Origin of the sequence: Anaerocolumna sp. AGMB13020 (assembly GCF_033100115.1) — a bacterium.
Classification (GTDB): Bacteria; Bacillota; Clostridia; order Lachnospirales; family Lachnospiraceae; genus Anaerocolumna.
Map to the genome: position 1 here is coordinate 4,566,922 of NZ_CP136910.1, position 24,386 is coordinate 4,591,307.

Sequence of the window (24,386 nt, forward strand, 5' to 3'; positions counted from 1 at the left end):
CGACTTAGGGGACTTTCAGGAGGCAGGCAGAATGAAGGAATTATCCGAGTCCAGTAAGTTAGAACAGTATGACAAAGGGCCCTTTTATCATGGAACAAAAGCAGATTTGCAGATTGGTGAGCTGCTTACACCAGGTGGAATCTCAAATTATAAGCCTGAACTTAAAATGAATCATATCTATTTCACCGCCATAATAAACGGAGCGGGACTTGCTGCTGGATTGGCAAGAGGAGATGGAAGAGAACGTGTCTATATTGTTGAACCTCTGGGTGAATTTGAAAATGACCCCAATGTAACAAATAAAAAATTTCCCGGCAATCCAACACGTTCATATCGTTCACTGGAACCCCTGAAAATTGTTGGTGAAGTAACAGAATGGCTGCGACAGACCCCAGAAGAACTTCGTAATTGGCGTGAAAGACTGGCTAACAATAAAGGTGAAATTATTAACTGAAGATATTTTTAACAACTGGATTACTTTATTCTGGTGATAGAAACCTTGGACAAGGCTTTGAAGAGACATTAAATCTCTATAATTTTATCCAAAAGCACAATGCGGATATGAATTATTTACAACTTGACCTATTACTTCCAATAAAAGAAAAGTAACTTGACCTACTGCTTTCAGAAGGTTTCTTTTTGTTATAAGTATGTTAATGAGTTAAATGAATAAATAATAACTTTCATACTACTAGGGCGTGGATAGAAGAGAAAATGTTATATATTGTTAAGGTCAATCAGACATTAACAAACCTAAAATTGAGGTGAAATAATTGAAGCGACATCAGGAAACGGTAGAAGCTGTAAAAAAATACATTGAGAGCAACATTGATGATGCGGTATCTCCTGATGATGCCGCAAAAGAAGTTAATTATTCGTTGAGGCAATTAAACCGTATCTTTTCTTTTTCAACTGGAATAACTGTCAGTGAGTATATACGTTGGCGAAAGCTTGTAAAATCCTTGTTTGAATTAAAATATAGTGAAAGACCTGTTATCGATATAGCAGTCAAATTTGGTTATGAGTCACAAGAAAGCTACACAAGAGCATTTAAAGAAAACTTTGCGCTTAATCCCGGAGAGTATAGGAAAACAAAACAACAGGTTAGAGCTAAAAATTGGCATATTAATCAATTTATACATCAATCGGCTCATAGTGCTTTGAATGAAGGCTTGTTTCGTTTTGGAAATGTTGATAACTGGATCATTGTGAAACCAGATAGGATTTTTATTTCTGCGAGAAGAAATACTGAAAATTTGCCACCGGGTAAATTTTATGATATCTGCATGGAAGAAGGAATAATGAGCAAAATCGGTTCATTGCCCAATGTAATCACCATATGCGGCGCATATTTTCCTTCAAAGGATAACAGTGGACTATGCTTTGGAGCGGAGGTTGAGGGAAATTACCCCATCGAACTGCTACGTGAATTTGAGATAATTCATGTGCCTCAATCCAAATATGTGGTATTCAATTATCCAAAGTACCCAATAGAAAATCATGGAGATGCAATTTACAGTACATGGCATGCCCAAAAGAAGTATGATTATACGGCTCAGGGCTTACAATGGAACTTAAAGAAAATGCCTGTTTTTGAAAACGATGATGATGAATTGGGTTACATATTATTTTTTCCGGCTTCTGATATGTCAGTTGAAAACGAATCTGTGTAGAAAACCTGTCCTGAAATGTCAAAACAACGATAAGACTTTCATGTATACTAAGTTTACTGCGGAAACGCAAGTATACTTTAAAGGAGATTTTTAATCATGTTTAGACCGCGTATTAATGAATTCCAAACATGTAAAGCAGTAGCATCAGGGTGGAAGGGAGAGTTTCAGGGAGTTCTGGAATTTATGGATGAATGGATTTCAGGTGATGAAGCAAGTTCACCTTTTACAAGCCCCGATTTCCTTTGTTTCAATGAACCAATGGATTTTTTATGGATAAAATTATTACCAAATGATAAGGTAGATACTAAAGGGTTCGAGATTATTGACTTCTTAGGTGGGTTGTATGTATCAGCTATAGCAAAAGATGATAATATTGAAGATTTAATGAAAACAATTAATGATTTAAAAATTTGGATAAATGAACATAATTTTGAACTGGATTTTCGTTCGGGACGATATCGAATGACACGCCGTATCACATCAGATAAAACTTCAGAAGTTCTAGAGCAAGCGCTGGGATATGGTCAGCTGGAAGTATTTATTCCTATAACGATTTCTACTTTGGACAGCAGCAAGAAGTTACCAAATGAAGATGCATTGCAAATTGATTAACAACGATTATAATTTTTTTATCTTAAGGCAGTACCAAATTCGAGTATTGGTACTGTCTTTTCTTAATGGATTCGATTGGTACATTTTATATTTTCTTATTGATAACCTAAGCATCATGAAATAGATAAGAAATTTTTGTGGATTATATTGACAAAAAAGTGACTATAGTGTATGGTGTGTATATTGATACATCACACTTAGGAGGGACGATATGAAAATTTTAATTTCAAATACTTCTGAAAGTCCTCTTTATCAACAAATTAAAGACCAAATTATAGATGCTATCTTAAAAAGCGAGTTAGCAGAAGGGGATGCTTTACCTTCTATACGAGCGTTTGCAAATGATTTGAAAGTGAGCATTTTAACCATTCGACGGGTATATGATGAACTGGAAAAGGAAGGGTTTATAAAGAGTCAAATTGGTATTGGGACCTTTGTATCAACGAGTAATGTTGATCTGTTACGAGATTCGAAACGGCGTCTTGTAGAGCAAAAAATGCAGGATATGATACAAACGGCAAAATCACTAGATATTAGCATCCAGGAATTAAATGAAATGATGATTATTTTATTTGAGGAGGAGTAAGAATGGAAAGCATTTTGGAAATTAGTGGATTGCATAAGTCCTACGGGAATTTTTCTTTGCAGGATATTTCGTTTTCCTTACCAGAGGGGTGTATTACTGGATTTATTGGTATAAATGGAGCAGGTAAAACTACCACGTTAAGGACCATTTTAGGTTTGACCTCAAGATTATCCGGTGATATTAGAGTGTTTGGAATGGATATGAAAACAAACGAGAAGAAGATAAAAGAGCGGATTGGGATTGTTCTTGACGGCGGCGGATTTTATGATGATTTGAGTTTATTAGAGATGAAGAGCATTGTAGCTTCCGCTTATAAATCTTGGGATGAAGTAGTATACAGAAGATATATTGATAGATTTTCCCTCAACCAAAAGCAAAAAATAACTGATCTTTCAAAAGGTATGCGTATGAAATATGCTCTAGCCCTTGCTTTATCTCACAAAGCAGAGCTTTTAATTATGGACGAACCGACAAGCGGGCTTGATCCCCTAATTAGAAGGCAACTTCTAGATATCTTAAAGGAATTTATGGATAACGGCGGGAGAGGTGTATTCTTTTCTACACATATAACATCTGATTTAGACAAAATTGCTGATATGTTGATTATGATAGACAACGGGAAAATAATATTTCAAGAAGAAAAGGATTTTTTGCTTGACAGTTACAGGATAGTAAAAGGTGATTTGAAAAACCTCACGAAAGATATGGAAAACCTATTTATGAATCTAAGTAAAACTGCTTTTGGATTTACAGGTATAACGAATCAGCTTGAAACTGTTAAAAAAGCTATACCTGACGTTCTCATTGAACGAATACAAATAGAAGATGTAATGCTGTGCAATATCAAAGGAGGTAAAAATAATGTTAATGCAATTGGTGAAAAAAGACTTTCTGCTGGTTAAAAAATATGCTTTGATTATGATTGCTTTGTGTATCATACTTCCGCCATTTTTGATTTCCAGTATTCCTGAATATGCAGGAGTACTGGGTTTTGTTCTTATAACCGTTTATTCTGTTTTTATGCTTCTGCAATATGTAATCCTTAAAGAAACTCAATTTCCTAAAGCGTCAGCTTTAATATGTGCTTTGCCTTATTCCCGTACCGAATTTGTATTATCAAAATATGTTTTTAGTTTAATTATTTATTTGGCATGTTGTATGTTTTTTGGATTTGATACACTTATGTTTCCGCAATTAGGTACCTTGGGAGTTAAAATGCCTGTAATGTTATTTTTAGTTATATCATTAATACTGAGTGTTTATCTGCCTGTGCATTACAAGTTAGGGTGTGAAAAAACAAAAATATTATTTGCAATAGTTATTATGACATTTTCTTTTGCTTTTCCGCAAATCATTAAGATAGAAAGAAGCTTGAACATAAGTTTTTTAGTTTTGTTAAATCCTTCAATTTTGTTAGGTGGCTCTATACTCTTAAGCATAGTTATTTTAATGGTATCTGTTAAGATATCAATACAGATTTATAAAAAAGCAGAGTTATGATATTTTAAACGTTTAACTACACTTTTATTGACACAAACCCAGTAGTATAACATAAGCTTAAATAAAGATTCTTTTAAACATTCTGAATAAATAAAGGTTAATAAAGCCAAATAAAATAATAAAAATATACTTACTAAAATTTGGTGAGTTTCAAATTGTGTTGAAACTATAAGCAGTTTGTGTGATAATAGATTCTAGAACATAATACATTTGATTAAATGCTCAAGCTCTGATACTGCGATATAGAAATAGCAGTATTATGTTGTGTTAAGAAAGCATGTAAATTTGTTTTAGAATTGAAAGGTGGAACACAAAATGTCAATAAACGATATGGAAAAAATGAAAAAATTTATAGAAGAGAAAAAGGCCAAAGGCGGTTACTTGCAGGCCGAAAAAAAAATAGGCTCTGGTAAGGTTGAAAAAAAGCATAGGAATATAGGCTTGGAATTTACAAGATCCGATAAAATATCTCAATAGATTATGGATAGACATATTATTTATAATATAATTATAACGAAAATAACTTCATAATTACGAAAAAATATCTTCAGTCACGTAACTGTGACTGGAGATATTTTTTTTGCAGTGACTTCAGAACTACAATACACTGCATAAATTTTATATATCTGGCAGAAAATAAATAAAATCTTAAAATAATGCTATAATAAAATATTGTGCTATTTTTTTGAAAAAACAGAGGATCTGTGAGAAGACAAGCATCTTGTCTGAAGATTTCTTAAATAAGGAGGAGCTTTCATTGCTGGTCTTATTGTATGGAATTAATTTTTATATACATTCACCGTTTCGGCAGGTTATTTTATTACTGCTGGTTGCATTAATCTGCTTTGTTCTATTAATGCTGTATAACCGATTTAATCATTTTGGTAAGAAAGTTAATTTTCCCGCCTATACCCTGGGTGAAGGAGATAACACGGGACCAAAGGATTGGGAGAAGCAGATGCTTAAGCTGGCAGAAGACCATAGTCAGGTCAGACTAACCGGATACAGCTTTGTTCTTAACGATTACAACCAGATCGCTTATAAAAAGCTGAATAAAATCAGAGACAGAATCTCTGCCTTATCCACGGATATCATTGCTTTGATTCCGGCAGCACGCTGGCTCTTTGATAATTTTCAGATGATGTACCGGGAAATTAAGAAAGTGCGAACCTCCGGAACGAGCTATGCAGTATTGCCGGTCCTAAAGGGAAAGGAATACCATAACTTTCCACGTATTTACATTGTGGCGAAAAGGATGGTTGCTCTTTCCGGCGGTCACTTAAGTGAAGAAAATATCTCTGTAATGTTAACAGCTTATCAGCAAAAATTACCGCTTACAGACAAGGAAATCTGGGTCTTGCCAGAGGTACTGGGCTTTTGCCTGCTTGAAGAGATCATTGTAATTGCAGATGAAATTCTTTCTATCATCGATGTGAAGACTAAGGCAGAAGATTTTTTAAGGGATAAGTTAAAAAACAATCAGGATTCGGCTGATTTAGCAGTATTGCTTTGTGAGATAGAAGAGAAGCTGAAGCTGAATTACTCTTTCCATGCACATGTATTATATCTGCTGAAGAATAGTTCCTTTGATGAGACTTCCCTTCAAAAATACCTGGAACATCATTTTGCTTCCCTTGGAAAGCAGATGAAAACCTCTGATTTAATCCTGGAGGAAGGAAGGGTGGAAGCCTTCCTTGAGTCCAAAATTCGCACCTTAATTGTCAGCCTCAGGGATATCAATGAAGTGGATGAGGAAAAGTTCTTTCAGGATTATTCCTGTCTAGAGCAGATTCTGTCACAGGATCCAGAGGGTGTCTATTCAAAGATGGATTTAGAAGCCAGAGGTATGTATCGCGGGGTTGTTGTAAAATTATCACACCGTTATCGACTGCTGGAAGAGAAGATAGCAAAGGATTGCCTGGAACTGGCAATTCAGGGAAGAGAGGATCTGCATTGTTCACATCATGTAGGTGCTTATCTTTTGGGTAAGGGTTATCCGCTTTTAAAAGCAAAGATATTAGAAAAACCAATCCCCACAGGTATCAGGAAAAGAAGAAATGTTAAAGGCTTCCTTTATTTTCTTTCCCTGTTCTTAGTAATTCTTGGTCTGAGTGTCTGCCTGCTCTATGCATTCCGTGAATTTGGCGGACTTGAAGGTATCGGCCGGTATCTTATTTCCCTGCTGGTAATCCTGCCACTGTTAATAGGAATTTCAATAGAGATTATTAATTTTATTTTTACCAGAAGAATCAAGGTCAAGAAGATTCCTTCCCTGGACTATCTAAAGGAAATACCAGAGGAAGCAAGAACCTTTGTCGTTATGCCGGTCATAGTTTCCAACAAGGAACAGGGTCTTACGTATATGGAACGGCTCGAGAAGCATTATCTGGCAAATGGGCAGCCCAATCTTTTCTTCGCCTTGCTGCTTGATTTTGAGGATTCCCAGGAAGAGGTAATGCAAAAAGATGAGGTAATACAAAATGCTCTTGCTGCTCGTATGAAGGAGCTGAATGAGCGTTATCCGTCGGAGCAGCAGCGCTTTTCCCTGTTCTTTCGCTGCCGTAAATGGAATGAGGCGGAGAACTGTTATATGGGATGGGAGCGCAAAAGAGGAAAACTGGAGGAGTTTAATAACCTTTTGATTGGAGCAGGTAAGGAGAATACCACCTTTACTTCAATTTATTGTGACCAAGAGCTGCTTACTACCTTCCGGTATGTGATTACACTGGATGCTGATACGAATCTGCTTCGTGACAATGCTGCAAAATTGGTTGGACTCATTGATCATCCTTTAAATAAACCTATCCTTGACTCCTCAGGCAGGAGGGTAAAGGAGGGTTATGTCATCATTCAACCCTCGGTAAGAAATCATATCGTAGGCAAGAACGGCAGCAGGTTTACAAAAATCTTTGGCGGAGAATCAGGACTTGACCATTACGGAACTGTAATATCAGACATTTACCAGGATATTTTCGGTGAAGGTATCTATACCGGAAAGGGTGTTTATCATATAAAAGCTTTTCACGAGCTGCTTCATAATAAGGTACCGGAGAACAGGATTCTAAGTCATGACCTTTTTGAGAGCTGCTATGCACGAACGGCTTTTTCCAGCGCGGCTAAGATTATGGACACCTTTCCCAACAGCGTTTTATCCTTTACCAAAAGAGAACACCGATGGCTGCGCGGAGACTGGCAGCTCCTGCCCTGGCTGTTTATAAGGAAAACTGGGGACGGAAGAGGCTTAAGCCCACTATCAAAATGGAAGATTTTTGACAACCTGAGGCGAAGTCTGGTTCCACTTAGTAAGATACTGTTTATTTTGCTGAATCTGGCATGGATGGGAGAAGCCTTTTACCTGTTTATTCCTTTTGTTTTCTTTAGCGATGTATTTAGTTTCATTATTTTATTGATTGCAATTATTAAACAGAAGTTTCTCCGGCCGAACCTTGCTCTTATCTATAAGGACTTTCTAAAGGAACTTGTAACTATGGCAGAGAGGACATTTCTGGAGTTTACGATTACTCCCTACAGGGCTTATGTCGCATCGGACGCAATTGTCAGGACTCTCTACCGGATCTGTATCAGCAAAAAAAATCTGCTTCGATGGAATACGGCGGAGGCAGTGGACAGCTCAATTATCAATACCAGAAAAGGGTATTTTCTTACCATGTGGAGTAATTTCCTTCCGGTATGTGTGCTGTTAATCATTCTATTTACAGGAATATTAAATCCGGCAGGAACTGTTCTGGCAATAATTCTGCTTCTTGACTGGAGCTTTGCTTTTGAAATCTCTTATCGGATCAGCCAGCCGGAAAAGAAATCAAATCAAGGGGATAAAGCACAGGATAAGGAAATGCTGCTTGATACTGCGCGCAGAACCTGGCAGTTTTTTAAGGACCTTTCTACGGAGAAAAATAACTACCTCTGCCCGGATAACTGTCAGATTGGGATGGTTCCAAAGATCAGTGACAAGACCTCGCCCACCAACATCGGGCTTCAATTCCTGGCGATTCTATCAGCCAGAGACTTTGGTTTTGAAACCCTGAGCTCTACCTTGGAGGCTGTTGAACATCTGATGGATACGGTTTATAAATTGGAGAAATGGAAAGGACATCTCTATAATTGGTACCAGGTTGAAACCTTGGAGGTGCTGAATCCTGCCTATATATCAACCGTAGATAGCGGTAACTTTTTCGGGCACCTGGTCGCCTTGAAGAATGGTTTACTGGAGCAAGCGGATAAACCGATTTATCCGGACTGTCTATTGGCTGAGCTGCAAGTTGCACTAAGAAGAAGTAACGAGGAGCTCCAGCAAAGAACAGGTGCTGCCGCCGGTTATGAGCTTAAGAACGGATATACAAGGATATGTGAACTGGTTGAGGATATAGCGGATATCTGGGAAGACCTAAATGACAGGGAGCTTGTCCCTGCTGAGGATTACCGCTATACCAGGCAGTTAATGGGTACCATTGACAGTATTGTCAATGAAGCCGCCGGTCTGAAACTGAAGGAAGAGTGCTTTTCTTCCTGTTCTACGCTTCGTTGTATTGCAGAAAAGGATAATAAGGTAGCAAATAACCTGCTTAATCGTATTCATGCCATCAGCAATAAAATAGACTACCTTTTGACAAATGTTGACTTTCAGTGTTTATTTAATGATAAGAGAGCTCTTTTTCACATCGGATACCATGTATCCTCTCATGTGCTGGATGAAGGCTGTTACGACCTGATGGCATCAGAATGTGCTCTTACAAGTCTTCTTGCGATAGCGAAAGGAGAAGTGCCTCTAAAGCATTGGTATAAACTTGGAAGGCCCCTGACTATCGTAGGTGGAATTCCTTGCTTTGTATCCTGGAGCGGTACCATGTTTGAATATTTGATGCCGAATATCGTATTCAAGGAATATGAAGGTTCTGTTTATGCACAGACCTCCAGAGCAGCGGTGCTTCAGCATAGGAAGTATGCGGAGGAAACTAAGATCCCCTGGGGGATATCAGAATCCCAGTATTACCGTTTTGATTTGAATTCTAATTACCAATACCAGGCTTTTGGTGTTCCAAAGATAAGACTTCAGCCTGTCCGCAGAAATTCCCTAGTGGTTGCTCCTTATGCAACCATGCTGGCATTGGATATCGCTGATGATGAATGCATAAAGAATCTTAGAAGGTTAAAGGAATTAGGAGCCTTCAGCGATTATGGTTTCTATGAGGCAGTGGATTTTAATGTACCAAATTCTGTGGATATGACACCATATTGTATTGTGAAATCCTATATGGCACATCATCAGGGGATGAATCTGGCTGCTATTAATAATTATCTCAATGAAGGGATTCTACGGGAGAGATTTCATGCAGAGATGATGATAAAGGCCACAGAGGTCCTGCTGGAGGAAAAACGCCAGTCTCATCTGATTTCCATTGCCAAACATGGATATACAATTAAAATTGGTAAGCCCCTGTTTAAGGAAGTTACTTACAGTAACCGTTATGTGAACAGTGTGGCCACGAATCCACCCATTGTAAATTACTTGTCAAACGGTTCGTATTCACTGATGATTTCCTCAGATGGAGATGGTTTTAGTAAATATGAAGACAGGATGCTTTACCGTTTCCGATCCGATATTTATGCAAACACAGGTAATTATATCTATATCAAGGATATGAATAAAGGAAAGGTTTGGAGCACCACTTATCATCCCACCAGAACAGAGCCTGAAAACTATCAGGTGATATTTTCACCGAATCAGGCTGAATACAAACGCAGGGATGGAGATATTACAACCCATATGATCGTGAGCCTGGATGCGGACCGGGATTTTGAGATCCGAAAGGTTACCTTTACCAATCACAGTAATGAGGAAAAAAGGTTGGAAGTGACCAGTTATCTGGAGGTGGTGGATGATACCCTTCCGGCAGAATTAAGCCATCCTGCCTTTAATAAGCTCTTTCTGGAAAGTGAGTATCTGGAAGAACAGGAAATCTTCCTCTCTAAAAGAAGGCGTAAGAAAGAGGACGATAATCCTTATCTTATGCACATGCTCAGAACAGGAGGGAAACTAAGTAAAAAGGTAGAATACGAGAATGACCGAAAGCGTTTTATCGGAAGAAACAATACCCTGGAGAATCCGGACTCCGTTGTTAACAGTGTTGCTTTTTTCAATAATTCCGGTTTTTGTAATGATCCTATTATGAGCCTGCGGGGACAGTTATGCATAGGACCGGGTGAAACTGCCTGCATTTCTTTCATAACAGGAGTATGCAAAAGCAAAGAAGACGCAGTAAAAATTGCCGGTGAATTTAATCTAAGCTACAGGGTTGACGATATACTGGAGAAATTCCGTCTTCAGAAGGAACTGGAGTTAAAGTATCTGGAAATTACGAATCTTCAGCTCAATGCCTTTCAGGATTTGATCAGCCCCATTTTCTATACTGCTAAGGCTTACCGAGGTCCGGTTGAAAATATAAGACGAAACTTTAAGAATCAGAGTTTCTTATGGAAATTTGGTATATCCGGTGATAATCCCATTCTGCTGTTATTGGTTCGATCCAATCAGGAAGAAAGAATTGTAAAGGACGTCTTAAAGGCTTATGAATACCTGAGAATTAACCGTATTATGGTGGATCTGGTCATACTGCTGGATTCCAAGCATGGTTATTTCCAGGAGGTGGATATATTAATAAATGATATGACAAGCTCTCTTCGGATCTATGATTCAGGAAGTGAGAAGCCAAGTTTCTTTATGCTGCATACCTATGAAATGATACCGGCAGAGATTGATTTGCTGTATACGGTTGCAAGTGTTGTGTTTTCAGAGAAAACAGGTATTTATTTTACCCATCTGAAAGAAAATATATATGAGATACTGGAAGAGTAGATTTCAATTTGGCAGCTAGGACAGAACGGCTCGTGTTATAAAAGAGAGCTTTGGGTTTAAGGAGGAAGAGGCTTTGGATACAGCATATGCACCAACAATACAGGAGAAAGAAAAAGAGAACTATGAGTTTTTTAACGGCTTCGGAGCATTTGCCTGTGAGGGCAGGGAGTATGAAATTCTGCTGGAGGGCAATAATCGGCCGCCGGCTCCCTGGATTAATGTTATCTCAAATAAGAACTTTGGTTTCCAGATATCAGAATCCGGTGCAGGCTTTACCTGGAGTATCAACAGCAGGGAAAATAAACTTACCCCCTGGTCCAATGATCCTGTTAGTGACAGAGCTTCCGAGGCAATCTATATTCTGGATGAAGTGACCGGAGAGGTGATGACACCAATGTCCCTTGGAAGATCTGACAGAGGTGTTTACCGGGTAAGACATGGCTTTGGATACAGCAGGTTCCTTCATGAAGAAGGTCTTATAGACCAGGAACTAACAGTTTTTACTCCTTTGGATGAATCACTAAAGTTATGGAATCTAAAACTGACAAACAATTCGGATAAGGTAAAATATCTAAGCCTTACCTATTATGTAGAATGGGTTTTAGGTACACAGCGGGAGAATACCAATCCTTATGTTCTTACCGCTTATGACAATGAGCATGAGTATTTATATGCAAAAAACATTTATACCCTGAATTTTGGGAACAGTTTTTCTTATTTGTTTTCCAGTGAGATGATTGTCGGCTATACCGGTGACCGGCAGGAATTTCTGGGACAAAAGGGAAATATCAGAGAACCCAAAGGAGCGGAAGTCAAACTGTCCTGTAATACGGGAGTGTGTTATGATTCCTGCGGAGCAATCCAGGTATCGGTAGAAATACAACCCAAGGAAAGCAAAACGGTGGTGTTTGGAATTGGTCAGAGCAGTGACCTGAACGAGATAAATAACATCAGATATAAATACAAAGATATAACTGCTGCCGGAAATGAGCTTAATAAGGTGAAAGCTTACTGGGACAGACTGCTTGGGACAATTCAGGTGAAGACAAAGGACAGAGCAACGGATATCCTGGTGAACGGATGGCTGCTCTATCAGTCGGTATCCTGCCGTATTAATGCAAGAGCTGGTTTTTATCAATGCGGAGGAGCTTATGGCTACAGGGACCAGCTTCAGGATACCCTTTCACTTCTTTTTACGGATTCTGGTATTCTGCGAAAGCAAATATTAATTGCCTGCAGCAGACAGTTTGAGGAAGGAGATGTCCAGCATTGGTGGCATCCCCCTATGGGAATCGGGGTAAGAACGAGAATAACCGACGATTTGCTTTGGCTGCCTTATTGCACTGCCGCTTATATTCGAAGTACCGGGGATACCGGGATATTAAAGGAGAAGGTACATTATATAAAAGGCCCGATATTAAGAGAGGATCAGCATGATGTAATGTTTACTCCGGAAGTCTCCGAGCTATCCGAAAGTGTTTATGAACATTGTAAAAAAACCATAGACCGGACCAATTTCGGAGAACATGGACTTCCTCTTATGGGAGGCGGTGACTGGAATGACGGAATGAATGAGGTAGGAATGCTTGGGAAGGGAGAAAGTGTCTGGCTGGCCTGGTTCTTTTACACTGTATTGGGTGACTTTATACCTTTATGTTATCAGGAAAATGATGCAGATTACGGGCAGGAGCTGGAACAGAAACGGGAGCTGCTGCTCCAAAATATCGAAGAACATGCCTGGGATGGAGAGTGGTATCTCCGGGCATTTTATGATGACGGTTCGAAACTTGGCTCTAAGGAAAACGATGAATGCCGGTTGGATTCCATCAGTCAGTCCTGGAGCGTGATATCAAAGGGGGCAAAAGAAGAACGTGCGAAGACTGCGATGCAGTCCGCATGGCGGTATTTAGTAATGGAAGAGGAAGCTCTTTCCCTACTTTTAACACCTCCTTTTAATAAAACCAGTAAAAATCCGGGTTATATCAAAAACTATATCCCCGGCATACGGGAAAATGGAGGACAGTATACCCATGCGGCAGTTTGGCTGGCAATCGCCACCTCCATGCTGCACGACTGTAATATGGCTCAGAGCCTGTTTTCCATACTTAATCCGATTAACATTACCCAGAACAGAAAGGATGCACTCAGGTATGAGAAAGAACCATATGTAATGACAGCAGATATCTCCCTTAGCCCGCCTTATACCGGAAGAGGTGGCTGGAGCTGGTATACCGGGTCCGCGGGCTGGATGTATCAGGGATTGTTATGCTGGTTTCTGGGCATTCGCAAAGAAGGAGAGGAATTGATTATCGATCCGGCCACACCGTCAAGTTTCGGAGAGTATTCCGTTGAATATAAGTATGGTGGCTCCCTTTATGAAATCAGAGTGGAGAGCAGAAGCAAGGGAATACTGACCACGGAAACAATCACAGCAGATGGCAGCCTGATTCAGGGAAACAGGGTTTTGCTAAAGGATGACGGAGAAAGGCATCTGATAGTCGTATAATCCCCGGCGTTACTATCCCGGGTATCTTTCATTATATCTTGCTTACACTGCAGGATATAATGAAAGCAAACTGTATTGTAAGGAATCACTGGGCAGGGAAACCCGGTATGCGAAAGAGGTGTTGGTATAAAGAAGGGCTAATGCAATCTTATCTTCCCACAACTGGAAACAATCCGTAGTGGAATATTTTGTAAGGCTATTTGACTTTAGATAATAAAATGCCAATAAATGAACAAAAAGAGCAATTTAATACAATTACAATTTATTGAAAACATATTATAATAAAATTAATCTAAAAATTTTATTTATTGTCGATACTTTCCTGGACCGGCAGCAGTTATTATACTTCTTAACCTTGTTGATAAGACAGATCCTCAAGAGAGATTTTGCATGTAGAAGGACTCTCATAAAACGGATATACGGTTAATTAATATGGAAGCTTAGCTGCAGGTCTTCTTATTTCCTGCTCGTAGAGATTCTATTTGTATTTCAATCCTATTCAAAGACGAATTTATATAAAAAATTAAATGTCCTGTGATATTGCCTATGCTTATATTTTACTGGGCATATTTAATAGGTTTCTTTTTTATGCAATATTTTTTTCTTTTGGCTTACCTGACAGTTCATAGTAACCAATATTAAATGGGAAGGGGGAATCTGGCCTGATGTTTGAGAGGCTGGTTATATCGCGGTGTTGTGAATTGCCAAGATGAGTATAGATCAAAGAGAAAGGGGTTAATTTATGAAATAGTAAAAAAATAGTGGAAGGGTAGTGTATTCAGGTACATACAGCCTTATCCGTATGGACTCCTGAGATTGTTCCGGCATTATGGAGACTGGTTCAATAATTATACGGTATAAATAAGCAGATTCCTAACAACCAGAAAAGTAAGCTTTTGCTTACCTTATAGGAGGAGATTATATGAAGTGTATTAAAGTGGTAAAAGCAACAGCTGTTATTATCCTGTTGGTCATGGTATTTTCCCTTTCATCCAATGCTGTTGTAAAAGCAGCTTATCCAGCCTGGCAGGCAGGAACAGCATATAAAGTCAATGATATTGTTTCTTACAGCGGAAACAACTATAAGTGTATTCAGGCACATACGGCACTGACCGGCTGGGAGCCACCAATTGTACCGGCACTTTGGGGATTATACAGCGGCGGGGAAACACAGACAACAGCTACACCGGTATTTAATCCTGCAGGCGGGACATATGCAGCCTCTCAGAGCGTGACGATAACCTGTTCTACGCCAGGAAGCACTATCCGTTATACATTAGACGGCAATGAACCCACGGTTTCTTCCTCTGCTTATACTGGTGCAATAACCATTTCCACTACCGCCACAGTAAAAGCAAAAGCCTTTGCTTCCGGTATGAATGACTCTCAGACAGCTTCAGCTACATATTCCATTAACAAGGCAGATACCGTGTCTGCCCCGGTATTCTCACCGGCAGCAGGAACTTATTACGGAAATCTGAATGTGACCTTAACCTGTTCTACAAGCAATGTAACCATTCGCTATACAACAGATGGCACCAACCCGACAGCATCCTCCAAGGTTTATACCGGTGCCATAGCACTTACAGCCACAACTACTGTAAAGGCTTATGCAACAGCCTCAGGCTTGAAGGATTCAGCCATTATTACTGCAGTTTATACCATATCAAAGAATCAAACAGGGCTTCCTGCTCATGTTCTGACAGGATACTGGCAGAACTTTGATAATGGAGCAAAGTGTTTAAAGATCAGCGATGTACCCCAGACCTATAACATCATTGCAGTAGCATTTGCGTCAGCAACGGGCAACGCCGGTGAAGTCACTTTCACGCTGGATTCCAGTCTTGCTTCCAAATTGGGAGGTTATACAGAACAGCAGTTTATCAGTGATATCGCAGTAGCCAAGACAAAAGGACAGAAGGTAATCATTTCCGTAGGCGGTGAAACCGGTACGGTCAGCGTAAGCAATGCTGCGGCAGCCACGAATTTTGCAAACAGTGTTTATGCACTTATGGTAAAATACGGATTTGACGGTGTTGATATTGATTTGGAAAATGGTATTAATGCAACCTACATGACCTCTGCACTTCGCCAGCTTTCCTCAAAGGCAGGAGCAGGCTTAATCATTACCATGGCTCCTCAGACTCTTGATATGCAGTCTGTAAACTCCGGTTATTTCCAGGTGGCCCTAAATATCAAGGACATTCTGACAGTAGTTAATACACAGTATTATAACTCAGGAAGTATGTTAGGGCAGGATGGAAAGGTATATTACCAGGGAAGTGTTGACTTCTTAACAGCTCTTGCAGCCATTCAGCTGGAGAATGGGCTTCGACCTGACCAGATTGGACTTGGACTGCCAGCTTCTACAAGAGGAGCCGGAAGCGGTTATGTATCTCCCAGCGTTGTAAATGCTGCCCTTGATTGTCTGACAACCGGTACCGGCGGCGGTTCCTACAAGCCACCAAGGACATATCCGACACTTCGCGGTGCAATGACCTGGTCTATTAATTGGGATGCCAGTAACAACTATGAATTTGCAAATTCGGTTAGTGCGAAATTAAAGACTCTTCCGTAACTGATAAAGTGATGCCTGGAATATGACAAGAGAAATCTGATCATCAATTTAAGCGTATATTAGATAGAGCATAATAGCAAAGCTATACCCATTTCTGTCAATGTCAGAGAGGGGCATGGGCTTTGCTATTGTTCTCCCACAAAGTGGAATCCAGTCCGGCACAAGCAGTTTTCAGACACGCCCTGGTTCTATCAGCCTATTATCATAGGTATATAGTCTGTGATTTGTAATATTAATCTCATGAAATGTCGAAATAGAATAAATAAGCCTAATTAGGAGTAATTATCATAGTAGGAACAGTTAATGACTTAGATTAACTAACCGTGAAACTTTGGGATGCGGCAGGCTAAAAGGAGATTATGTGCTATTATGGATGTTAAGTATATAAACACTATTTTAGAGACTTTCAATGTTACTTTGGAACAATTCGGTGTAAATAATATCAAAAGGTGTAATATTCAAAAGAAAGATAAAATGCATGTAAATTTGGAGGTATCCACAATTGTATGCTTTCAAGGGGCAGTACAAGGAGACATCGCACTATCAATGCCGCTCGACACTGCAAAAAAATTAGCGTCAATCATGATGATGGGTATGAGCATTACTACCATCGATGATATGGCTAAAAGTGCAATTGGGGAATTATCCAGTATGATAGCAGGAGCTTCGGCAACAAAACTGTCTTCCTTCGGGTTGGCAACAAAGATTAATCCTCCCAAGGTTATTTTAGAAAATGCTGAAATTAACGGCTTTGAGACGATTGCTATTGATTTTGAGACTGATATTGGGAAAATAGAACTTGATATTGGATTGAATATATAAGATCAGTTTATATCATTACTGAAAAATGGTAAAGCATACCTTATGAAAATTGATACTGGTATGAGATTTAACATGGAGGAATGTATTTATCTGATAAATTATAGGGAACCAGATAGATTCATGCATATTTAATCATTTATCGGTATGGTAATATGAACATGTAGTAATAATATCAAAGCGGATGATATTACCAATTAGCAGTAGATATGGGGATTTATTTATCCAATTATTAATTAATATAAGGTACCTTAAAAAAATCTTGACAACAATGAAATACAGGTTTATACTCCTAATTATAAGGTACCTTATAAAAAGAAAGGATATGACTGTATGAAGGAAAATCTCTCTGATACACTGCTGCAACAAATACGAAGTTGCACGAATCTGGTTCACAGGCTGATTCACAGCGAGCACCATTTCAAAAATTCCGATGCTCAAAATAACATTGGTCGTGCACAAGGAATTGTGCTGAAGATCTTAGCAGAAAAGGATGGTATGACACAAACCGAAATTACAGAAAAGTTGGATATCCGTCCTTCTTCTCTTGGAGAACTTGTTATGAAACTTGAAAAAAATGGTTACGTCGAACGTCGTCAAAATGAAAATGATAAGCGGGTCATTAATGTATTCTTAACGGAAAAAGGTCGAGAGTTCGAAAAAGAGTTAATCAATCCAAGACAGAAGGCAGCTGAAACCTGGTGTGCGGGTCTGTCTGACGAAGATAAAACACAGCTTTCTGAGCTTTTGAATAAGCTTATTCTTTCCATGGAAGATGTTCTCACGAAAAATGGAGAGGAATTATCAGAAAGAGAGGCGCCATTTGGGTTTGGCTTCAATGAAATGGATTCGGAAGGATTCTCTCATCATGGACATAAGGGAAGGCAGCATGGAGGCTGGAGGGGAGAAGGGAGAAAGAGCTTCAGGCTCTAGGTTCTTTCTATGTATAAGATAGACTAACCTTATTTTACTATTTCACCAATAGCTTATCTTATCTGAGCATTGCTTGTACCAATTAAGATACGAACTATATTTTAGTTGGTACATTATTTAAGTCAAATAGGTAGAAATCTACCTTTTAATTTTATCAAATTAGGAGAAGTATATGAAAAATTCAAATTCAATCTCATTAAAAACATCTGATCCATCACGTCTGACACCTCGTTTAAGAATGATTCTAATGGTTGTTATAATTGCAGATGTTCTTGATCTGATGGATTCAACCATAACTAATATAGCGGCTCCCTCCATTGTGCAAAGTATTGGTGGAGGGGAACTACTGATTAAATGGCTTACAGCTGCTTATGCATTGGCTATGGGAGTGTTACTGGTTATTGGAGGACGTTTGGGCGACCGGTATGGAAAGAGGCGATTATATTTAATTGGAATTATCGGATTTACACTGGCATCGGCTTTTTGCGGATTTTCTGCCAGTCCTACTATGATTATCATAGGACGTTTGATACAGGGGGGCTTTGGCGCATTGCTGATTCCACAGGGGATGAGCATCCTGATGTCGACATTTTCACGTGAGCAGTTTCCTCGTGCTGTCAGTGTTTTTGGACCAATTATGAGCATATCCACTGTTTTTGGGCCTATTCTGGCTGGATTTATCATTCAGGCAAATATCGGAGGTCTTGGCTGGAGACCTATGTTTCTTATTAACATAATCCTTGGTCTTATAGGGTTAGTTGCTGCAATTAAGTTATTACCCCCTGATCAGCCTAACTCAGAAGAAAAGTTGGATGGCATAGGGACTCTTTTGCTTGGTATTTCTATGTTGGGATTAATTTATGGATTGAATGAAGGTCCAGTAGCAGGTTGGACGCTAGTACCTGTTATCAGCCTGATTACAGGAGTTCTGTTTCTAGGTGCATTTGCATTTAGACAAATACATGCTTCTAACCCGCTTATTAAGCCGGAATTATTCAAGAATAGAGGATTTACCTCTGGTATGCTGTTAGGTCTTGCATTTTTTGCGGCGGTAAGCGGCCTGTCATATGTAATATCTCTGTTTTTCCAAATGGTACTGCATTTGTCTGCTTATGCAGCTGCATTGGGACTTTGCCCAATGGCAATTGGTATTGTCATTTCTTCAACTGTATGCCGGCCTCTTTTAAATAAAATGGGGCGTAAAATTGTCGTGATTGGACTTGGAATAACTCTCCTTGGAGCTTTTGTACTCTGGATCACCCTCTTTTTAAAAGGAGACGCGGCGACAGCCTTAATGATGGCTCCGGCTATTATGATTATTGGTGCAGGTATGGGGGCTTGTTTCAGCAGTATTTACGATGTAGCGCTCGGTGATCTTGCGCAGGATGAAGCCGGCAGTGCAAGTGGTTCTTTGAGTGCAATTCAGCAATTGGCTTCAGCAATAGGCTCTGCCGTTGTTGTAACACTTTTCTTTCATCTTCAGAGTACAGTTGGTGATAGCAGGGCTATGGAATACTGCGTTTTAATTGTCGCAGCCATAGTAGTAATCGGTCTTTGCCTTGTATGGCTTATGCCCAAATCAATTTCTTTAGAGGAATAAGTGGAAGAGTTGACGGTAGACACTATATTGCTTTTGCGATACAATAAGTAGAGATGAACTTAGTTAAAAGGTGGTAAACCATGGACAATAATGCACGTATCCCGAATCATGATTTCTATATAAAGAATATTGCTCACGCTCTACGATACCAAATTGATCAAAAACTCACCTATTATCATGTCACGGAACCTCAAGTTCGCCTCTTGGGACATATACAAGGAGGACAAAATACAGGTCATGAAATCAGCCGAAAGTATTTAAGTGAAGCAATGCAGATTTCGGGGCCTTCTGTCACCAGTTTGTTGAATGGTCTGGAAAAGAATGGTTTTATTATCAGGAGTTCAGGAATCAAGGATGGAAGAACTATGCACCTCGTCCTTACTGAAAAGGCCACTGATGTGATGAATGATACAATAGAAATGTTGTATGAGATTTCAGAAGCCTTGCTGACTGGTTTTTCAGAAGGTGAGAAATCCCTCTTTCTAGGATTTTTGAAAAGAGTTTATGAAAACGTCGGCCAGGGTTCACATATATAAAGGTTAATATTTTGCTCCTTTAGGAAAGAAGGAATTGATTATATGGATCATAAACTGAATTATTAAAGAGAATATTATAAAGAAATAAACACATCTTTTAGTTTCTTCAGTAATGGAATGGGCTCATATATAGCCATTGACACAGCCAACTGTGAACAAAATAATGCTGCATTTTGGTCAGCAAAAACCCAACCTAAATATAATATTAACTTCTGGAGTTATGTTGATGAATGGATTGTTATTGGGTTTCAGGCATAGGACACAAGTAATATAGAGAATAGAAGAAGCTGGCTCTTTCATTAAGCCAGCTTCTTTAATAGAAGATATAAAATTCATCAGTTTGGAAGCTGTCCTGACCTTATACTTAAATCAAATGATATTCTTTCAATAACTTTTCAATATCAGTACCCGCAATCTTCTTAAGTGCTTCCCCAAGGGTTGCCTTAACAGTAGGATCAAGATTGATATCTGTAAGTTTTTTACCATCGCTTAAGGTGGAGGTTGCATTCAGCAGGTCACGAATATCGTAAGTGCTGCTCCAAACTTCTGGTACACCACGATCGATATTTAAAAGTGTATAGACACTTTCCATAGCCGTACGAACAGAGTATTCTATCGTAAAGATTGTATCGCGTGTTGTTTCAGCAAATTGACCGAGGAAAGCAAAATTAACGCTGCCAGCCGGAATAACAGCAGGGCGGTCACCGGCCTCCCGGGGCATGAAGAAGGCAGTTATATAAGGCATCATACAGGGCACGGTGTTAGCACTGTTCTCTGCCATATCTTCGATTTGATTTTCCGGAACACCGAGGTGGTACAGCCACTCCATACAGATCTCCTTACCGGTGCAATCACGCATAGGCTTTTTGATATAGTTGCCGGGTTTATCGGTAAATAAACCATAAATCCAGCCAACCAACTGATCCTTGGGCTGATTACGGAAATGAGGCTGACGGTTAAAGGTCCAGCTGAGCAGCCAGTTGGAGTCCTTAACGGTTACGATACCGCCAGTAACGACTTTACCGCTGAAGGGATCACGTTTGCAGATGTTCTGAATATAAGGAGGAATGCGGTTGTCTAAGGTCGTCACAGTTGCAGACATCCAATTACTTTGCTCTGCATCATAACAGAATTTATCCGGGTGTCCGAAAGACGGATCCTGAGCCGCTATTTTACGCCACATATCCCAGCCGCCGCCTTGTTTGAGCTCTTGATTGAAAGCAGCGGGAGTGTTTTGATTACCGATAGAGGAATTCTCAACACAGCCACCGTTGGTGATAAACACCAGGTCATCTTCGGTCAGATCGATATGATCCTTCTGATTATCCCGGATAATATCAATACGGGTAGCAACTTTCTTATCAGTTTTTGTGTCAAATTGTATGTTCTCCACCTTTGTGCCGTAATGGAACTGTACGTTGTGGGCATCTAAATACCTGACTAATGGCAGGATCATGGATTCGTACTGGTTCAGCTTTGTAAAACGTACCGCAGTGAAATCAGGCATACCGCCAATATGATGAACGAAACGTTTAATATATAACTTCATTTCCAGAGCACTATGCCAGTTTTCAAAAGCGAACATCGTACGCCAGTACAACCAGAAATTCGAATTCAGAACCTCTTCGCTGAATACTTCTGAAATGCGTCTGTTATACAGAGCTTCATCTGGGGTAAAAAACAGCCTCGTGATTTCCTGTGTGCCTTTGTCGGATAAACCAAATTTACCGTCAGTATGAGCATCCTCGCCGCGGTTCACTGTTGCGCGCATGAGAGAACTGTTTGGGTCATGCTTGTTGAGCCAATAGAACTCATCCAGTACACTGGCACCCTCTACTTCCAAGGAAGGAATGGAATGGAATAAGTCCCACAGGCACTCATAGCGATTATCCACCTCACGGCCACCACGGATTACAAATCCGGTATTGTCATATTCGTATCCATCACAGGCACCACCTGCGAGAGAATCCTTCTCTAAGATATGGATTCGTTTGCCTTCCATCTGTCCGTCACGAACAAGAAAAGCTGCAGCAGCAAGTGAAGCGAGACCTGATCCGATTAAATAAGCAGATTTAGATTCTACACCTTTGGGTTTTTCCGGTCGGGCAAGTGATTCATAATTTCCTTTAGAATAATACATAGTGATTACCTCCAGTTTTATGATTTCTTTCACTCACTATTGTACTATTTGCTGAAATTACTACAATAATCAATTATTTGACTTTGATAAGATTTACATCATGTGGACAATACTGTATATTTTTTAATCATTTTTAGGGATTTGATTAGTTTTCTTATTTTGATACTTTTCTAAAGCTCTTGAAACCTCTCCATGGATCAAAGTGCTGAGCTGATCTATAATCAACTGCGGATTTTCCTTCATATCCTTTTTGATCCAGTCCATAAGCAGGCCCACAAAGGCAAAATTATAGAAATTTGCAATGAACTTTTTGTCTGCTTCCGAGACTTTCATACCGGCCGCTTTTTCTTCTATTACTCCAATCAGCAAATCGTAAGTTATTGCATAGAAGTAGTCTTCAATTTTCTCTCTGCTGATAGAATGATAAACATTCGAAATAAATGGTTTATTCTCAAGAACCATTTGAAAGGTTTGCAAAAATCCCTGCTGCCAGGTCTCATATGTTTTTTTACCATTAATTGCCCTTGCCGTTTCTTCTATGCAAATCCACTCTATTAAATCATAAATGTCCTTGAAATGATAATAAAAAGTCATTCGATTAATTCCACAATCATTTGCAATGTCGGAAATAGTGATTTTGTTAAGTGGTTTTTGCAGCAGTAGTTTTTTTAGGGAGTCTTCTAAGGCTCTCTTTGTTATCTGTGACATTCAAAGAAACCTCCTTGGTAGTGTCTGACTTATATGAAATAAATAGTTTTCGTGTAATTATCCTAATAGTTATCATACCATAAATTGCTAAAATCTACCATCAGAATTATAAATCTGAGATTTATTCATTAATTGTCTGGAAAAGCTTGGGGGGAAATATACAGTTAAGTTAATGGAAAAAATACTATAAAAATGACAGAGAGGGTGGAGTGCTATATTGCCTCCAACCTCTCTGCCTTACTATCAATAAACCTTATTATCCAGCTTATCATAGACTGAAACAATGATTGTACGGATGGTTCCGGTATCTTTACTAATCTTTAAGGAAATACTTACATGATGCTGCCGATATAAGAAAAAATCAGCATCAGTTTCGGAGGTTTGTTCAGGGTCTGTGAACCCCTTTTCCTCCAAAAGCGGTGTTACATCATTTAAGGTTTGCCCAATGGTTATACCATAAACATGATATGGTATTGCTGTTAGACTGATTTTTGCAAGCCGGTAGTCATTGCTATCATAGGGATAACTAAAATAAATCCCTTCAACACCATCCTTCGCTGCTTCCGCAAAATCAGGGAGGATATCAGAAGCTCCTTCAGATTGCTCTTTTCCTGTTTTGCTTGGGAAAGCCAGAAGCTCTAATCCGCCGAAATCGCTGTTTTGATTGATGTCTTTAACCAGTTCCAGGGTTTCGTTGTATTCTTTCAATTCTTTTTCTCTGTTTTTGGTTTTATTGTTCTCAGCAATCATATTGGTTCCTACCAAACAAGCTATAATAACGACTACAGCCAGTATTACAATAAAAAAAGGTTTCATTAGATATTCTCCTTGGCGTATGCCTTATTAGGGGGAATGAGCCTTAAACAGTATGGCTTTTTTGCAAGATAATAAAAATAGTAATACCGTTTTAGCAGAGGCTGGTTTATGCCGTTTTTTATGAAATAGTTCTGGTTCATACAACTTAACGATATATTAACTTTCTGTATATCAAAATAATAGTACATTTTGGTTATTTTCTCAACAAACAATATGAAAATAATGTAATATTATTTATTATGCTATATATGAGGGAAAAATCGTTTCAATTATCTGAATAGTGAATTCACCTGAGCCTTACTAGAAGAATTATTAGTCTATAAATAAAAAGGATTTATAAAGTAGATTGAATGGTAATTCCTCTTTTTAAATACAAATATTTCTGTATAAAGGAATAATAAAACAAAAATTATTTGACAAATTGTGGAGATAAAGATAGAATTGTAAGAGGAAAAAATATACAATTGAAAACATTTTAACCTGTTGTAAAAGACATTTATAAAAA

General features: G+C 39.0%; 17 protein-coding genes. 14 read left to right on the forward strand and 3 right to left on the reverse strand.

Features of this window, described 5'->3' with window-relative positions:
* Positions 1-31 precede the first annotated feature (31 nt).
* The 14 genes from arr (at position 32) to R2R35_RS19080 (ending at position 20,217) form a co-directional block, all read left to right on the forward strand.
* Entirely contained in the window at positions 32-454 is a 423-nt protein-coding gene (gene arr / locus R2R35_RS24500) for an NAD(+)--rifampin ADP-ribosyltransferase (protein ID WP_331670297.1), read from the forward strand.
* Positions 455-773: 319 nt separating this feature from the next.
* Positions 774-1,673, forward strand: a complete 900-nt coding sequence (locus R2R35_RS19020; RefSeq protein ID WP_317731406.1) for a helix-turn-helix domain-containing protein — start codon at positions 774-776, stop codon at positions 1,671-1,673.
* 96 nt (positions 1,674-1,769) lie between these two features.
* The gene (locus R2R35_RS19025; RefSeq protein ID WP_317731407.1) at positions 1,770-2,285 is read left to right on the forward strand and encodes a hypothetical protein; all 516 of its coding nucleotides are present in this window, start codon (positions 1,770-1,772) and stop codon (positions 2,283-2,285) included.
* 211 nt (positions 2,286-2,496) lie between these two features.
* The gene (locus R2R35_RS19030; protein WP_317731408.1) at positions 2,497-2,871 is read left to right on the forward strand and encodes a GntR family transcriptional regulator; all 375 of its coding nucleotides are present in this window, start codon (positions 2,497-2,499) and stop codon (positions 2,869-2,871) included.
* A gap of 2 nt (positions 2,872-2,873) precedes the next feature.
* A complete protein-coding gene (locus R2R35_RS19035) occupies positions 2,874-3,773 on the forward strand; it encodes an ABC transporter ATP-binding protein (protein ID WP_317731409.1) in 900 nt (299 codons plus the stop codon).
* On the forward strand, positions 3,733-4,371 hold the full coding sequence (locus R2R35_RS19040) for an ABC-2 transporter permease (RefSeq protein WP_317731410.1): 639 nt from the start codon (positions 3,733-3,735) through the stop codon (positions 4,369-4,371). The genes R2R35_RS19035 and R2R35_RS19040 overlap by 41 nt, the downstream gene beginning before the upstream one ends.
* Positions 4,372-4,686: 315 nt before the next feature.
* On the forward strand, positions 4,687-4,848 hold the full coding sequence (locus R2R35_RS19045) for a hypothetical protein (RefSeq protein ID WP_317731411.1): 162 nt from the start codon (positions 4,687-4,689) through the stop codon (positions 4,846-4,848).
* A gap of 280 nt (positions 4,849-5,128) precedes the next feature.
* Complete coding sequence (locus R2R35_RS19050) at positions 5,129-11,245, forward strand: glucoamylase family protein (protein WP_317731412.1); 6,117 nt, start codon at positions 5,129-5,131, stop codon at positions 11,243-11,245.
* Between the two features lie 73 nt (positions 11,246-11,318).
* Positions 11,319-13,751 carry a GH36-type glycosyl hydrolase domain-containing protein gene (locus R2R35_RS19055; protein ID WP_317731413.1) on the forward strand — a complete coding sequence of 811 codons (2,433 nt, stop codon included), beginning with the start codon at positions 11,319-11,321 and terminating at the stop codon, positions 13,749-13,751.
* A gap of 922 nt (positions 13,752-14,673) precedes the next feature.
* The gene (locus R2R35_RS19060) at positions 14,674-16,329 is read left to right on the forward strand and encodes a chitinase (protein WP_317731414.1); all 1,656 of its coding nucleotides are present in this window, start codon (positions 14,674-14,676) and stop codon (positions 16,327-16,329) included.
* Positions 16,330-16,698: 369 nt separating this feature from the next.
* Positions 16,699-17,151, forward strand: a complete 453-nt coding sequence (locus tag R2R35_RS19065) for a chemotaxis protein CheX (protein ID WP_317731415.1) — start codon at positions 16,699-16,701, stop codon at positions 17,149-17,151.
* A 330-nt stretch (positions 17,152-17,481) separates the two neighbouring features.
* Positions 17,482-18,081, forward strand: coding sequence for a MarR family winged helix-turn-helix transcriptional regulator (locus tag R2R35_RS19070; RefSeq protein ID WP_317731416.1), 600 nt, complete (start codon positions 17,482-17,484; stop codon positions 18,079-18,081).
* A 172-nt stretch (positions 18,082-18,253) separates the two neighbouring features.
* Positions 18,254-19,681 carry a DHA2 family efflux MFS transporter permease subunit gene (locus R2R35_RS19075; protein WP_317731417.1) on the forward strand — a complete coding sequence of 476 codons (1,428 nt, stop codon included), beginning with the start codon at positions 18,254-18,256 and terminating at the stop codon, positions 19,679-19,681.
* An 80-nt stretch (positions 19,682-19,761) separates the two neighbouring features.
* The gene (locus R2R35_RS19080; RefSeq protein ID WP_317731418.1) at positions 19,762-20,217 is read left to right on the forward strand and encodes a MarR family winged helix-turn-helix transcriptional regulator; all 456 of its coding nucleotides are present in this window, start codon (positions 19,762-19,764) and stop codon (positions 20,215-20,217) included.
* Positions 20,218-20,581: 364 nt separating this feature from the next.
* Here R2R35_RS19080 and R2R35_RS19085 read toward each other — a convergent pair whose 3' ends face one another.
* The 3 genes from R2R35_RS19085 to R2R35_RS19095 all read right to left on the reverse strand — a co-directional run bounded on the left by R2R35_RS19085 (position 20,582) and on the right by R2R35_RS19095 (position 23,881).
* Positions 20,582-22,357 carry an oleate hydratase gene (locus R2R35_RS19085; protein WP_317731419.1) on the reverse strand — a complete coding sequence of 592 codons (1,776 nt, stop codon included), beginning with the start codon at positions 22,355-22,357 and terminating at the stop codon, positions 20,582-20,584.
* 123 nt (positions 22,358-22,480) lie between these two features.
* Positions 22,481-23,065: a TetR/AcrR family transcriptional regulator gene (locus tag R2R35_RS19090; protein ID WP_317731420.1), complete on the reverse strand. Its 585-nt coding sequence runs from the start codon at positions 23,063-23,065 to the stop codon at positions 22,481-22,483.
* Positions 23,066-23,308: 243 nt separating this feature from the next.
* Positions 23,309-23,881 carry a hypothetical protein gene (locus R2R35_RS19095; protein ID WP_317731421.1) on the reverse strand — a complete coding sequence of 191 codons (573 nt, stop codon included), beginning with the start codon at positions 23,879-23,881 and terminating at the stop codon, positions 23,309-23,311.
* Between the last annotated feature and the right edge of the window lie 505 nt (positions 23,882-24,386).

Coding starts and splice junctions, on each gene's coding strand:
- arr (WP_331670297.1), top strand. CDS start 32: ATGAAGGAATTATCCGAGTCCAGTAAGTTAGAACAGTATGACAAAGGG.
- R2R35_RS19025 (WP_317731407.1), top strand. CDS start 1,770: ATGTTTAGACCGCGTATTAATGAATTCCAAACATGTAAAGCAGTAGCA.
- R2R35_RS19030 (WP_317731408.1), top strand. CDS start 2,497: ATGAAAATTTTAATTTCAAATACTTCTGAAAGTCCTCTTTATCAACAA.
- R2R35_RS19035 (WP_317731409.1), top strand. CDS start 2,874: ATGGAAAGCATTTTGGAAATTAGTGGATTGCATAAGTCCTACGGGAAT.
- R2R35_RS19040 (WP_317731410.1), top strand. CDS start 3,733: ATGTTAATGCAATTGGTGAAAAAAGACTTTCTGCTGGTTAAAAAATAT.
- R2R35_RS19045 (WP_317731411.1), top strand. CDS start 4,687: ATGTCAATAAACGATATGGAAAAAATGAAAAAATTTATAGAAGAGAAA.
- R2R35_RS19060 (WP_317731414.1), top strand. CDS start 14,674: ATGAAGTGTATTAAAGTGGTAAAAGCAACAGCTGTTATTATCCTGTTG.
- R2R35_RS19065 (WP_317731415.1), top strand. CDS start 16,699: ATGGATGTTAAGTATATAAACACTATTTTAGAGACTTTCAATGTTACT.
- R2R35_RS19070 (WP_317731416.1), top strand. CDS start 17,482: ATGAAGGAAAATCTCTCTGATACACTGCTGCAACAAATACGAAGTTGC.
- R2R35_RS19075 (WP_317731417.1), top strand. CDS start 18,254: ATGAAAAATTCAAATTCAATCTCATTAAAAACATCTGATCCATCACGT.
- R2R35_RS19080 (WP_317731418.1), top strand. CDS start 19,762: ATGGACAATAATGCACGTATCCCGAATCATGATTTCTATATAAAGAAT.
- R2R35_RS19085 (WP_317731419.1), bottom strand. CDS start 22,357: ATGTATTATTCTAAAGGAAATTATGAATCACTTGCCCGACCGGAAAAA.
- R2R35_RS19090 (WP_317731420.1), bottom strand. CDS start 23,065: ATGTCACAGATAACAAAGAGAGCCTTAGAAGACTCCCTAAAAAAACTA.
- R2R35_RS19095 (WP_317731421.1), bottom strand. CDS start 23,881: ATGAAACCTTTTTTTATTGTAATACTGGCTGTAGTCGTTATTATAGCT.